The 12,755-nt window shown below is 52.7% G+C and carries 13 protein-coding genes; 2 read left to right on the forward strand and 11 right to left on the reverse strand.

From position 1 onward, the window contains the following. Positions 1–43: 43 nt before the first annotated feature. The 4 genes from iscU to trmJ form a co-directional block, all read right to left on the reverse strand. Positions 44–430 carry a Fe-S cluster assembly scaffold IscU gene (iscU, locus tag BEI65_RS06735; protein ID WP_012146333.1) on the reverse strand — a complete coding sequence of 129 codons (387 nt, stop codon included), beginning with the start codon at positions 428–430 and terminating at the stop codon, positions 44–46. 24 nt (positions 431–454) lie between these two features. After that, positions 455–1,669 (reverse strand): IscS subfamily cysteine desulfurase, encoded by a 1,215-nt coding sequence (locus BEI65_RS06740; RefSeq protein ID WP_085118284.1) that lies wholly within the window; start codon positions 1,667–1,669, stop codon positions 455–457. Between the two features lie 54 nt (positions 1,670–1,723). After that, positions 1,724–2,218 carry a Fe-S cluster assembly transcriptional regulator IscR gene (gene iscR, locus BEI65_RS06745; protein ID WP_085118285.1) on the reverse strand — a complete coding sequence of 165 codons (495 nt, stop codon included), beginning with the start codon at positions 2,216–2,218 and terminating at the stop codon, positions 1,724–1,726. A gap of 194 nt (positions 2,219–2,412) precedes the next feature. Continuing rightward, positions 2,413–3,147: a tRNA (cytosine(32)/uridine(32)-2'-O)-methyltransferase TrmJ gene (trmJ, locus tag BEI65_RS06750; protein WP_085118287.1), complete on the reverse strand. Its 735-nt coding sequence runs from the start codon at positions 3,145–3,147 to the stop codon at positions 2,413–2,415. A 119-nt stretch (positions 3,148–3,266) separates the two neighbouring features. Here trmJ and suhB point away from each other — a divergent pair, with 119 nt between their 5' ends. Next, positions 3,267–4,070, forward strand: a complete 804-nt coding sequence (gene suhB / locus BEI65_RS06755; protein WP_085118289.1) for an inositol-1-monophosphatase — start codon at positions 3,267–3,269, stop codon at positions 4,068–4,070. Between the two features lie 63 nt (positions 4,071–4,133). Here suhB and BEI65_RS06760 read toward each other — a convergent pair whose 3' ends face one another. Together BEI65_RS06760 and BEI65_RS06765 are read right to left on the reverse strand one after the other, a co-directional pair. Continuing rightward, positions 4,134–5,156 (reverse strand): nickel/cobalt transporter, encoded by a 1,023-nt coding sequence (locus tag BEI65_RS06760; protein ID WP_099062675.1) that lies wholly within the window; start codon positions 5,154–5,156, stop codon positions 4,134–4,136. After that, a complete protein-coding gene (locus BEI65_RS06765) occupies positions 5,147–5,782 on the reverse strand; it encodes a DUF1007 family protein (RefSeq protein ID WP_232519018.1) in 636 nt (211 codons plus the stop codon). Before BEI65_RS06765 ends, BEI65_RS06760 begins: the two co-directional genes overlap by 10 nt. Positions 5,783–5,959: 177 nt before the next feature. Between BEI65_RS06765 and csiE the strand changes: the two genes are divergently transcribed. Beyond that, on the forward strand, positions 5,960–7,225 hold the full coding sequence (gene csiE, locus BEI65_RS06770) for a stationary phase inducible protein CsiE (RefSeq protein ID WP_099062676.1): 1,266 nt from the start codon (positions 5,960–5,962) through the stop codon (positions 7,223–7,225). Here the strand turns inward: csiE and BEI65_RS06775 are convergent. The 5 genes from BEI65_RS06775 to glyA all read right to left on the reverse strand — a co-directional run bounded on the left by BEI65_RS06775 (position 7,222) and on the right by glyA (position 12,502). Beyond that, on the reverse strand, positions 7,222–8,373 hold the full coding sequence (locus tag BEI65_RS06775; RefSeq protein WP_099062677.1) for a 3-phenylpropionate MFS transporter: 1,152 nt from the start codon (positions 8,371–8,373) through the stop codon (positions 7,222–7,224). The genes csiE and BEI65_RS06775 overlap by 4 nt on opposite strands. 153 nt (positions 8,374–8,526) lie before the next feature. After that, a complete protein-coding gene (cdd, locus tag BEI65_RS06780; RefSeq protein ID WP_099062678.1) occupies positions 8,527–8,955 on the reverse strand; it encodes a cytidine deaminase in 429 nt (142 codons plus the stop codon). A gap of 1 nt (position 8,956) precedes the next feature. Continuing rightward, positions 8,957–9,700, reverse strand: coding sequence for a glutamine amidotransferase (locus tag BEI65_RS06785; protein WP_099062679.1), 744 nt, complete (start codon positions 9,698–9,700; stop codon positions 8,957–8,959). Positions 9,701–9,782: 82 nt separating this feature from the next. Beyond that, positions 9,783–10,967 carry a NupC/NupG family nucleoside CNT transporter gene (locus tag BEI65_RS06790; protein WP_099062680.1) on the reverse strand — a complete coding sequence of 395 codons (1,185 nt, stop codon included), beginning with the start codon at positions 10,965–10,967 and terminating at the stop codon, positions 9,783–9,785. A gap of 281 nt (positions 10,968–11,248) precedes the next feature. Then, positions 11,249–12,502 carry a serine hydroxymethyltransferase gene (gene glyA / locus BEI65_RS06795; RefSeq protein ID WP_099062681.1) on the reverse strand — a complete coding sequence of 418 codons (1,254 nt, stop codon included), beginning with the start codon at positions 12,500–12,502 and terminating at the stop codon, positions 11,249–11,251. Positions 12,503–12,755 lie beyond the last annotated feature (253 nt).

Here is a 12,755-nt window from a genome sequence, read left to right on the forward strand (position 1 = left end):
CTTCAAAGCCCAACCAAGGCCGGGCTAAATGACTCAGAAATAATTACTTGGCGCTATGTTTGCTCTTGTAGTCGGCAATCGCTGCTTTAATGGCGTCTTCGGCCAGAATAGAGCAGTGAATTTTTACCGGCGGTAATTCCAGTTCTTCAGCGATCTGGGTGTTTTTGATCGCTTCTGCCTGATCAAGAGACTTGCCTTTCATCCATTCTGTCACCAGCGAGCTGGAGGCGATGGCGGAACCGCAGCCGTAAGTCTTGAAACGGGCGTCTTCAATGATACCTTCATTGTTGACTTTGATCTGCAGCTTCATCACGTCGCCACAGGCCGGTGCACCCACCATGCCGCTGCCAACACTCGGATCTTCGTTGTCGAAAGAACCCACGTTACGCGGGTTTTCATAGTGATCGATTACTTTTTCGCTGTAAGCCATGACCTTGCTCCTGAATCCTGAGAATTAATGATGTGCCCATTCGATGCTGTTGATATCCACGCCCTGTTTGAACATGTCCCACAGTGGAGACAGGTCACGCAGACGGCCGATGGATTTACGCACCAGTTGAATGGTGTAATCGATCTCTTCTTCTGTGGTGAAACGCCCCAGAGAGAAACGGATCGAGCTATGCGCCAATTCATCAGTCATGCCCAACGCGCGCAGCACGTAAGATGGCTCAAGGCTGGCGGAGGTACAGGCTGAACCCGAGGATACGGCCAGGTCTTTCAGCGCCATGATCAACGATTCACCTTCAACATAGTTGAAGCTGACGTTCAGAATGTTAGGAACACCGTGCTCCAGATCGCCGTTCAGATACACTTCTTCCATATCTTTCACGCCGTTCCACAGACGATCACGCAGCGTGCGCAAGCGTGCCATTTCCGTCGCCATTTCTTCTTTGGCAATACGGTAGGCTTCGCCCATACCGGCGATCTGATGGACTGGCAGAGTACCGGAACGCATACCGCGCTCATGGCCACCACCGTGGATCTGGGCTTCGATACGGATACGTGGCTTACGACGCACGTACAGTGCACCAATGCCTTTCGGGCCATAAATTTTGTGGCCGGAGAACGACATCAGATCGACTTTCAGCTTGCTCAGGTCGATAGGCAGTTTGCCCACGCTCTGGGTCGCATCAACGTGATAAATGATACCGCGCGCACGACACATTTCGCCGATAGCTTCGATATCCTGCACCACGCCAATTTCGTTGTTCACGTGCATGATCGAAACCAGAATGGTGTCTTCACGCATCGCGGCTTCGAGGGCCTGCAGACTGATAATACCGTTGCTCTGCGGTGCCAGATAGGTCACTTCAAAGCCTTCACGCTCTAGCTGACGACAGGTGTCCAGCACGGCTTTGTGTTCGGTTTTGCTGGTGATGATGTGCTTGCCTTTCTTTTGATAGAAATTGGCAGCACCTTTGATCGCCAGGTTGTCGGATTCGGTGGCTCCGGAAGTGAACACGATTTCGCGCGGGTCAGCGCCAACCAGTTCAGCAATTTGGTTACGGGCGATATCTACCGCTTCTTCCGCCTGCCACCCGAAACGGTGGGAACGGGAAGCCGGGTTACCAAAGGTCCCGTCCAGAGTCAAAAACTGCATCATTTTCTCAGCAACGCGCGGGTCAACCGGCGTCGTTGCTGAGTAATCCAAATAAATCGGTAATTTCATTGCTCTTGTGCTCCGTACATCACTTCCAAAAACTAAAAAAATATCGCCAGCTGCTTATGCGCGCAGATTAACGTTGATAGTTTCTTGCTGACGACCGTTGGCCGTGCGACGGGTATCGTTGTTCTGACGGTCCGCCACCACCAGCACGTCCTGGTTGTTTACCAGTTCAGCCAGCGTAATGTTGTTCAGGAACCCGCTGATGCGCTCGCTCAGATCGCGCCACAGGGTATGAGTCAGACAGCGATCGCCACCCTGACAGCCTTCTTTACCCTGACAACGGGTTGCATCTACCGACTCATCGACAGCCGTGATAACTGCACCTACGGCAATCTCACTTGCGTCTTTACCCAGCAGATAACCACCGCCCGGCCCACGTACGCTGGCCACCAGGCCATTCTTACGCAGACGGGAGAATAATTGTTCCAGATAAGAGAGCGAAATACCCTGGCGTTCAGAAATATCCGCCAGAGGTACGGGCCCTTCCTGGGAGTGCAATGCCACGTCAAGCATAGCGGTTACGGCATAACGGCCTTTGGATGTCAGTCTCATAGCTAAGTGGTTACCTGTTGGTCAAACATGGCCGAAAGTCTGACATTCCTGAGTAAATCAGTCAACTATTTAACCTAGTAATTTACTCAAGTATTAGCACGTTTTGGACTAAGCCAGATAATATGCATATAAAATACACATTATAACCATTAGATAACTAATACTATTACCGCCAGCCGTCATTTCACATCAAATTAATTACCTTGATGTTTATCCTGTTTCTCGATCGACGTCAGCATACCGCGCAGGATATTCAGCTCTTGAGCTTCCGGCCGCGCGCGGGTGAACAAACGGCGTAAACGGCTCATCACCTGCCCCGGATGGGACGGACGAATGAAGCCACTATGCTGCAGCGTTTGTTCCAGATGTTGATAGAAACGTTCGAGGTCGTCCACCAACGGATAAGGGGTTTCTTCCAGCTGCGGCGCGCCCACCTGTTGGCGATCGAGGTAAGCCACACGCACTTCATACGCCAGGATCTGCACGGCCATCGCCAGATTCAGCGAGCTGTAATCCGGGTTGGCAGGAATGGCGACATGATAATGGCACTTTTGCAGCTCATCATTGGTCAGGCCGACACGTTCACGGCCGAACACCAGCGCGACCGGTGCATGTTCACCTTCGTGCACGGCGCGTATGCCGCATTCACGCGGTTCCAGCATCGGCCACGGCAAGGTGCGTGAACGCGCACTGGTGCCCACGACCAGACTGCAGCCGGCAATGGCGTCATCCAGAGTGTCAACAATGGTGGCGTTGCCGATCACGTCGCTGGCGCCTGCGGCCAGGGCAATCGCCTGAGAATCAGGTTTTATCAGCGGATTAACCAAATAAAGGTTGGTTAATCCCATGGTTTTCATGGCTCTGGCGGTCGAGCCCATGTTACCGGTATGAGAGGTTTCTACCAGAACAATGCGGATGTTATGCAGCATACAAACTCTGAGCGTAGCGGAAAATCACAGCAGCTTAACACAGCCGTAGGCATTTTGCCGAACACCTGCTATACTTCGCGCCGTTTCCTGTTCTTTAACATCCTAGTTGGAAGATACCCATGCATCCGATGCTGACGATCGCCGTGCGCGCTGCGCGCAAGGCCGGTAACCTGATTGCCAAAAACTACGAAACCCCGGACGCTGTTGAAGCGAGCCAGAAAGGGACCAATGACTTTGTCACTAACGTCGATCGCGATGCAGAGCATCTGATCATCGACGTCATTCGCAAGTCCTATCCGCAACATTCTATTGTTACCGAAGAACGCGGCGAATTAGTCGGCGAAGATAAAGATGTACAATGGGTGATCGATCCACTGGATGGCACATCAAACTTCATCAAACGTTTCCCACACTTCTCAGTTTCCATCGCCGTACGCATCAAAGGCCGTACTGAAGTGGCTGTGGTTTATGATCCAATGCGTAACGAACTGTTCACCGCGGCTCGCGGCCAGGGCGCACAGCTCAACGGTTACCGTCTGCGCGGCACCAATGCCAAAGACCTGGATGGCACCATCCTGGCAACCGGCTTCCCGTTCAAGGTGAAGCAGCACGCAACCCCTTACATCAACATCGTTGGCAAACTGTTCACTCAGTGTGCCGATTTCCGCCGCACCGGTTCTGCCGCGCTGGATCTGGCCTATGTGGCCGCCGGTCGCGTTGACGGTTTCTTCGAAATTGGCCTGAAGCCATGGGATTTCGCCGCGGGTGAACTGCTGGTGCGCGAATCTGGCGGCCTGGTGACCGACTTTGTTGGCGGCCACAACCACTTCAGCTCCGGCAACGTGGTAGCCGGTAACCCGCGCGTCGTGAAAGCCATGCTTTCCACCATGCGTGAAGAACTGAGCGAAGCGCTGAAGCGTTAATATCGCGAAGTGAATGAATAAAGAAAAAGCGCTGCAATATTTGCAGCGCTTTTTTTATGCCGATCAGCGGGAGAAAGGCCGGATGCCACCGATGAATTCCGACTGGGCAGTGACATACAGCAACACCCCGGCGAACAACAGTATCAGGCCACCGGCCAGCGCCAGCGAACCCCAGGCGACTGCGCTCCAGGCCGCGGGCGCGCGTGAACGGCTGAGACGCACCGCCAACCGACGGCTGTAATGTACCAGCAACGCCAGCAATGAAATGGTCAGCGAGGTGCCCAGCGCCATGGCCAACGCCGAAAAAACGCCCCAGATAAACACGCCAATCACCTTGGAAAACAGTAATACCAGTATTGCGCCTGAACACGGCCGCATCCCCATCGCCAACACGATGGCGGTCTGCGTACGCCAGTCACTCCCCGCCTGCAGTTCGCTGTCGCTCGGCATATGGCGGTGACCACAGCCGCAATGGTCGCTATGAACATGATCCGCCGGTAGCGGTTGCAGACTGTTGATACGCAGAGCCGGAGAGGGACGCATGGCTTTCACCGCGTGATACAAACGCTTCAGCGCTCGCCAGCTCAGCAACACCCCAAGCAGCATCACCAGAATAAAACTGCCCTTCTCCATCCAGAAACTGCTCTGATGCAGCTGCCGGGACGACAATTGCAGTACCACCAGCATCAGCGTCACCAGGACGATCGCCACCAAGCCCTGAACCAGTGAAGCGGCAAAGGTCAGTTTCAGGCTGCTTTTCAGCCGCGCCGGATGAGTGGCCAGATAAGTGGCGATCACTACCTTGCCGTGGCCTGGGCCGAGCGCATGCAACACGCCATAGCTCAGACTGAACAACATCAACGCCAACCCGGCTTGCTGTGGTGCCGCTTTTACCTGCTGCAACAGGCCAGCCAACTGCTGGTGCAGGCCTTTCTGCCACACCACGCTTTGCATCAACAGCTGCGGCCAATAGTGCCACACCAACTGGGCGCCCAGCGCCAGCAACAGCGCAAACAGCAACAACGGCCACAGGCTGAAAGCCCAGTGTCGCTTACGCGGGGTGTGTTGAGTGAGGTTTATTGACATTGCAGGCTGACCCGCTGGGCAAACTGTTGTCCCAGCGCCATATCTTCACCAGGTGAATCATTCTTATCGAGGGATAACGCATAGGCCTGCAGGGAGCTGTCCGGCTTCGGCGTCATCAATTTAAACTTGCATTGCGCCGTCATCTCCGCTGGCAAATGCAGTGCCGTTTTATCTTTATAAGTCATATCGACAAAATAGGTGGGATCGTAAGTGGAGATCTCAAACGGCTTGCCCGCCAGCGGCTGCGGCTCGGCCAGCGGCAGGACAAATTCCAGCACCGCCTGGTGCCCCTGGCGCGAAAGGTGATATTCCGTTGGCAGATTCAGGTATTTCACCGGCTTGCCGTCGCGATAGACATCGGTGAAATAGTGTTGCCCCAGGACATTGGCCATCACCTGTGCCGCCAGCTTTTTCCACACTTCCGAGTCGTTTTTGGCATTTTCCGCATCGTACAGCAGATCCGCCGAGGTGATTTCATCCATAACCCAAACCATTTTCAAGCCAACCAGCTGTTGATCCTTAGCCACAAAGGTGGTGTTCATATCAATAAAGCTGTGCGGGTGAGCGACAGCGCCGGTGCAGAATAGCGTTAGAAACCCGGCAAAAATAAAACGTAACTTCATCATCAAACGATACTCATTATTGTTATAAAGTAACATCAACCGTTCTTCAACCACCGCCATTCCGCCCAATAATTGTGACGAAAGTTGTAAGCCGAAGTAAAACCGGGTGCCGTTGCCACGCCGCACAGCGCCATTTGCTATGCTTATTCATAATTTAAACGTGACCTGCCTGAAGGTGATATGAGCCTGGACACTGGCCCCGTGCCTGAGCTCTCCGGTCAACAACGACGCTGCCATCTGTTATTGATGCTGTATGCGCCGGTGCCCGCAGTACAACTGGAGACTATCAGCCAAATTAATCGCGTCGCCCCCCCCATCACCCGGCAAGATATAGCCGAGGTTGCCAGTGAAATCCAGCGTTTCCACCATCTGGAGATCGACGGCAACCCCGACGAAGGTTACCGGATCAGGGGCAGCGCGCTCAACCAACGCCTCTGCCTGCTCCACTGGTTGCGACGAGCCCTGCGCTGCAGCCCGGAATTTATCGATCACCATTTTTCCCACTGGCTACAGCAGGCTTTGGGGCTGAGCACCGATCTGACCCCGCAGTTGGAGCAGTGTATCAGCGAGTGTGAAACGCTGATCGACCGCAGCTTTGATCGGCGCGATCGTCAGTTCCTGCAGCACTACCTGCGCTATTGCGCATGGGAAACCCAACGTCATCGGCACCCGACATTCAGCCCCGCCCAGCGTGACTGGCTGCATCAGAAACCGGAGCATCAGGCCGCCGGCTGGCTGCATCAAGCGTTGAATCAACTTTTTGCCCTGCCCCCCGAGGCCAGCGAAAGCGACTTCCTGGTGTTAATGTTCACCATGCTGAAAAACCACAGCTACCACAGCAACGACTCAGCGGAAGATCTGCGATTGATGGCGGCGATTGAAAATATGGTTGAGCGCTTCCAACAGATTTCCGGCATGACCTTCAGCAGTAAAGAGGACTTGATCAGTCAACTGTTTGCCCACCTGGCACCGGCGGTAGAACGCTGTCGCTTTGAGATCGGCATCGATAACTCGCTGCTGGAAGAAGTGCAGCGCAAATATCCACGCCTGATGCGTACTGCTCAGGAGGTACTGGCACCGCTCGAACAGGAGTACAGCATTCATTTCTCCAGCGAGGAAGCCGGGCTGGTCGCCATCAGTTTCGGTGCCTGGTTGATGCAGGGCAATGCGTTGCAGGAAAAGCAGGTGTTATTGCTGACGCTGGACAACCCGCAATTGGAAGAGGAAGTGGAATATCAGATCCGTGAATTAACGCTACTGCCGTTGAACATCAAATATTTGCCGCTGCGCGACTATCTGCACTCCGGTGCACCGCAGGGGGTGACATTGGTGATCACCCCTTATGCCACGGAGCACGGTGAACCGCAACCGCCGCTGATTTATACCGAATTGCCGTTAGAGCGCCAGCAGCGCAAAGCCATCCGTGCGCTGCTGGAAACCTCTTAACGACTGTCGCTGACTGCAACCGCCGGCGGGCGGATAAACAGCGCCGGCACAACCACGGCCGCCATCACCCAGAACACCCCACCCTGCAGATACTCAAACAGGAAGCCGGCGATCACCGTCATAATCGCAATGCCGCCGCCCATCGCCAGCGCCGAGTAGACCGCCTGCAGTCGGATCACTTCCGGCCCCTTGCGCGCGGCGATAAAGCGCATCGCTGCCAGATGGCAAACGGTAAAGGTGCCACAGTGCAGAATTTGGATCACCAGCAACCACCCCAGTTCGGTACTACTGGCCATCAGGCCCCAGCGCAGGATCCCGCAGCAGGCGGAGAGCAGCAGCAGATTGCGTGCATTCCAGCGACGGAACAGGAAATTGCTGCTGGCGAAAATAATCACTTCCGCCACCACGCCCAGCGACCACAAGTAGCCAATGGTCGAAGCCGAATAGCCCGCCTCCTGCCAGTAGATAGAACCGAAACTGTAATAACCGGCATGTGCGCCCTGCAACAGGGTTACGCACAACAGGAAGCGCCAGACAGGCCCTTCCTTAAGCATCTCCCACAGTGAACGGTCGGCTTCGCTATGGGTCCGCGCCTCGCCCTGTGGCATCACGCTTGGTTTCAGCATCATGCCCAACAGCATCGCCAGTATGCTGATGATCAGGCTGTAGAGGATGGCGTTATGGCCCCAGACGGAAACCATTTGCCCGGTCAGCGCCGAGCCAATCACAAACGCCAGCGAGCCCCATAGCCTGACCCGGCCGTAATCCAGGGTAATTTGTTTTTGCCAGGTGCCGGCCAGCGCATCGGTCAGCGGTACCAGCGGCGAAAAGAACAGGTTGAAGCCGGCGATCACCAACATCAACCAGCCCCAGCCGTTGCCAAAGCAGAACCCAATGGCAAAAGCCAGCGTCAGTAACGCCAACAGGCGTAATGCTGTCACCAGATGAGAGGGATCTTTTACCCGAGGGGCAATCAACAAACTACCGAGGAAGCGCGCAACCAGACCGGCGCCGAGCAGAATACCGATGGTTTCAGGCGGTATGCCTTCACCTTTTAACCAAACGCCCCAAAAAGGTAAGAAGATGCCGTAAGAAAAGAAATAGGTGAAATAACTGAGAGCTAGCCAACGCGTAGATTGCAGAACCATGATCCCTCCGGTGTGAGGGCGATACTTTGACAGAGGTCACATTGGCTAGCAATGTTCATTCACCTTCAAAGGGATAGAGTGCAATGCAGTTCACAGTTTATGCCCGGAATCAGGGCGCAACTTGCAGCGCCCCTATGACGGAGGGTCGGCGATTTACCCTAATAAATGGTCCGGACCGAACCCAAAGGGGAAAAGCTCCGAGATGTCGTGTACGTAGTATTCATCCAGGCTGTTGGCAATAATAACCCTGGTGTCCTTGCCAAACTCATAGATCATTTGACGACACACACCGCATGGCCCGGAATAGCCTTTAGCCTTGCTTTCACCCTCTCTGGGACCACCGATCACCACAATCATTTCAAAACTGCGCTCGCCTTCAGAAACGGCTTTTAAAATAGCAACGCGTTCTGCGCAGGTGGTGGGCGAATAGGAAACAGATTCGACATTACAGCCGCTGTACACCTTACCGCTCTTGGTCATCAATGCCGCACCCACGGTAAAATTAGAATAAGGGGCATAGGAAAACTCCCTGGCTCGGGAGGCCGCAGCAATCATTTCTTGTATCTTGGCTTTGTCATCCATTTCAATTTCTCCTTTTGATTGAATTCATTAAATTGCACCAGAAGGCGGTATAATTTTCCCACTGCATAAATTGCGGTCCGCCCCAATGTGGCGAACAATCACTGGCAAAACAGGCAACATGCCCCTTCTGATACTTGCCAACCACCAGCAAGGGGTCACCGTTAATCTCGGCTAATGTTTCGCTGCCAGGCTTGGCAATAAATTTGTTATATCCCAGCAAAATCGGCCATTCATTTAAATCACGGGTGATCTCATGACTGTGGCTCAGCGTGAACGGTTTACAGCCTTGCGGTAATTCAATACGGTCGTCATGGTCTAACATTTCAACCGGCAACACTTCGGCAAGGAGGGTGTTTTTATAATTTGCCTTTGCCTCTATGCCGGTAAAGGAAAGATAACCGCCTATCATTAATGCTCCGCCCCCCATGGCGACATAGTCTTTTATCAATGACAGGGCATTGGCCATCACCTCCATTTTATAAAAGGTTTTATTTTGCAATAAGAAGGTATTGCTGCCGATATCGCTAATCACGACAGCATCATAAATTAGCAGTTCGTCCAACGTTTGCGGAAAGGCGGTTTGCACGGTATGCGCCGGCATATAATCGATAGTCATCCCCGCACCGCGTAAACAGGACAACAGATACTCCGCGCCCTCTTCATATTTACTCGATGTAAAACTGTCAAAGCCTTTAGAGTGGATCATGTGAATATGCCATGACTCACCAATAAACAAAACCCTCATGGTAATACCTCATTATGTCTGTCGATTTTAAACTCTGTTGGAAAGGAATAACCTCTGGCCTGAAAAGAGGCTAGCCGGTGTTTTAAATAACTAATCCGGCTACCGCTGCCGATAAAAAACTCACCAGCGTTGAGCCATACAGCAGTTTCAGACTGAAACGGGAAACCACATTCCCCTGTTGCTCATTCAGTGCTTTAATCGCCCCCGCCACAATGCCCACCGAGGTGAAGTTGGCAAAGGAGATCAGGAACACCGACAAGATCCCTTCAGCGCGTGGCGACAACGCAGCTTTGATTTGTTGCAAGTCAGTCATGGCGACAAACTCGTTGGCCACAATTTTGGTCGCCATGATGCTGCCAACCTGCTGCGCTTCATGAGCCGGTACGCCAAGGATCCAGGCAAAAGGATAAAGCAGATAGCCCAGTAATCCTTGGAAGCTGATGCCAAACAGGCTGCTAAACAATGCATTGATGGCAGCGATCAGGGCAATAAACCCCAATAACATCGCTGCAATGATTACTGCTACCTTAAAGCCGGCGAGAATATATTCGCCCAGCATTTCAAAGAGGCTTTGTCCGCGATGCAGATCCTGCATCTGAACTTCTTCTTCCAAATCGACGCGATAGGGATTAATCAGTGACAGCACAATAAACGTGCTAAACATATTCAGAATCAATGACACCACGACATATCGGGCATCAACCATATTGATATAGGCGCCGACCATAAACACCGAGACGGTTGACATTGCAGTAGCCGCCATGGTGTAGATACGGTTTTCAGACATCTTGCCCAGCACATCTTTATAGACGATAAAGTTCTCCGACTGCCCAAGCAATAATGCACTGACGGCATTAAAAGATTCCAGCTTGCCCATACCGTTGACTTTGGACAATACCGTCCCCACCACCCTAATAATAATCGGCAATAGATTGATATGCTGAATAATACCGATCAATGCAGAAATAAAAATAATCGGGCATAACACATTAAGGAAGAAGAATGCCAACCCTTGCGCTCGCATTCCACCAAATAAGAAATCGGTGCCTTCGCCGGCAAACAGCATCAACCCATTGAACACCGTAGAAACCTGTGCGGTAAAGCCGGTGCCAATATCAGAACGGAGAAATAGCCAGGCGAGTAAGACTTCTATCACCAGCAGCTGGATAATATAACGAACCTTAATTAACTTTCGGTTATGGCTCACCAGCAATGCCATTACCGTTACTAACAGACAAGAGAGAGCAAAATGAATAACCTGCGTCATACGACACTCCATAGTATAATAATCGTCCTTTATTAAGGTATACCATGAGAGTAAATAACAATCATATAGACGCACATCACATAACACGCCCTCAGCACAATGCAATTAATTAAAAGGCGATAAATATCACAGCCTGTTGTTATTAAATATATTAATAACTAATATTAATGACGGAAACATATATACGACGTTGGATCTACCACCGTCGACAGCAGGTAAAAAAAACCGGTCACCTAAGTGACCGGCATGACGCCTGAGCGTTTTTTAGCGAGAAAGCGGAATTATGCGTAAACCGGCAGGCGGGCGCAGATATCCAGTACTTTCTTCTTGGTGCGTTCGATGGTGGCTTCATCATTGATGTTGTCCAACACATCACAGATCCAGCCGGCCAGTTCACGCACATCAGCTTCTTTAAAGCCGCGGCGAGTCACAGCCGGAGTACCGATACGCACACCGGAGGTGACGAACGGGCTCTTGGGATCGTTTGGCACGCTGTTTTTGTTCACTGTGATGTTGGCACGGCCCAGGGCTGCGTCAGCTTCTTTACCGGTCAGGTTCTTGTCAACCAGGTCCAGCAGGAACAGGTGGTTATGGGTACCACCGGAAACCACTTTGTAGCCGCGTTGCAGAACCACTTCCACCATAGCTTTGGCGTTATCGGCCACTTGCTGCTGGTAAATCTTGAACTCAGGCTCCATCGCTTCTTTCAGCGCCACCGCTTTACCGGCGATCACGTGCATCAGCGGGCCGCCCTGACCACCAGGGAACACGGCGGAGTTCAGCTTCTTATACAGGTCTTCATCACCGCCTTTCGCCAAGATCAGGCCGCCGCGCGGACCCGCCAGGGTTTTGTGGGTGGTGGTGGTCACGATGTGCGCGTGAGGGACCGGGTTCGGATAAACGCCGGCGGCAATCAGGCCCGCAACGTGCGCCATGTCAACGAACAGGTAGGCGCCGATGCTGTCGGCGATTTCACGCATTTTTGCCCAATCAACGATACCGGAGAAGGCAGAGAAGCCGCCGATGATCATTTTTGGTTTATGAGTCTGTGCCTGTTTAGCCAGATCTTCGTAGTCGATTTGACCTTTTTCGTCGATGCCGTAAGGCACCACGTTATACAGTTTGCCGGACAGGTTAACCGGAGAACCGTGGGTCAGGTGGCCACCGTGCGCCAGGTTCATCCCCAGAATGGTATCGCCCGGCTGCAGCAGCGCGGTATAAACGGCGAAGTTCGCCTGGGAACCGGAGTGTGGCTGAACGTTGGCGTAATCAGCACCGAACAGCTCTTTGGCACGGTCGATAGCCAGTTGCTCAACGATATCCACATATTCGCAGCCGCCGTAATAACGCTTGCCCGGATAACCTTCAGCGTATTTGTTGGTCAACTGGGAACCCTGAGCCTGCATTACGCGCGGGCTGGTGTAGTTCTCAGATGCAATCAGCTCAATGTGCTCTTCCTGACGCACCACTTCTTGCTCCATTGCACGCCACAGTTCGGCATCGTAATCAGCAATGTTCATTTCACGCTTTAACATCCGGCTTCTCCTGACTTAAATCGGCTAACTAAAAAATCACCAAATAACTACCCGGTTGGGTTCTGGCCCACAGTGTAAACTGTTTCGCCCCACTGAGGATAGGCCTTGACAGAGGTTTTTACGCAAACGATTGGCATTAGGCGCAGCAAGGCTTTGATCCGATAAACTACCCCATTCGACAACGGACTTTTACTCATACTGAGCATGCGGTTTTTTCATGTTCTGTGAGCAAGATCGTCGCTTAACGACCCCG

Source organism: Serratia sp. BW106 (genome assembly GCF_002607755.1).
Taxonomy (GTDB): Bacteria; Pseudomonadota; Gammaproteobacteria; order Enterobacterales; family Enterobacteriaceae; genus Serratia; species Serratia proteamaculans.

Bases quoted from the DNA above. Each gene is read 5' to 3' on its own strand.
- iscU (WP_012146333.1), bottom strand. From the start codon at position 430: ATGGCTTACAGCGAAAAAGTAATCGATCACTATGAAAACCCGCGTAAC.
- BEI65_RS06740 (WP_085118284.1), bottom strand. From the start codon at position 1,669: ATGAAATTACCGATTTATTTGGATTACTCAGCAACGACGCCGGTTGAC.
- iscR (WP_085118285.1), bottom strand. From the start codon at position 2,218: ATGAGACTGACATCCAAAGGCCGTTATGCCGTAACCGCTATGCTTGAC.
- trmJ (WP_085118287.1), bottom strand. From the start codon at position 3,147: ATGCTGCATAACATCCGCATTGTTCTGGTAGAAACCTCTCATACCGGT.
- suhB (WP_085118289.1), top strand. From the start codon at position 3,267: ATGCATCCGATGCTGACGATCGCCGTGCGCGCTGCGCGCAAGGCCGGT.
- BEI65_RS06760 (WP_099062675.1), bottom strand. From the start codon at position 5,156: ATGTCAATAAACCTCACTCAACACACCCCGCGTAAGCGACACTGGGCT.
- BEI65_RS06765 (WP_232519018.1), bottom strand. From the start codon at position 5,782: ATGATGAAGTTACGTTTTATTTTTGCCGGGTTTCTAACGCTATTCTGC.
- csiE (WP_099062676.1), top strand. From the start codon at position 5,960: ATGAGCCTGGACACTGGCCCCGTGCCTGAGCTCTCCGGTCAACAACGA.
- BEI65_RS06775 (WP_099062677.1), bottom strand. From the start codon at position 8,373: ATGGTTCTGCAATCTACGCGTTGGCTAGCTCTCAGTTATTTCACCTAT.
- cdd (WP_099062678.1), bottom strand. From the start codon at position 8,955: ATGGATGACAAAGCCAAGATACAAGAAATGATTGCTGCGGCCTCCCGA.
- BEI65_RS06785 (WP_099062679.1), bottom strand. From the start codon at position 9,700: ATGAGGGTTTTGTTTATTGGTGAGTCATGGCATATTCACATGATCCAC.
- BEI65_RS06790 (WP_099062680.1), bottom strand. From the start codon at position 10,967: ATGACGCAGGTTATTCATTTTGCTCTCTCTTGTCTGTTAGTAACGGTA.
- glyA (WP_099062681.1), bottom strand. From the start codon at position 12,502: ATGTTAAAGCGTGAAATGAACATTGCTGATTACGATGCCGAACTGTGG.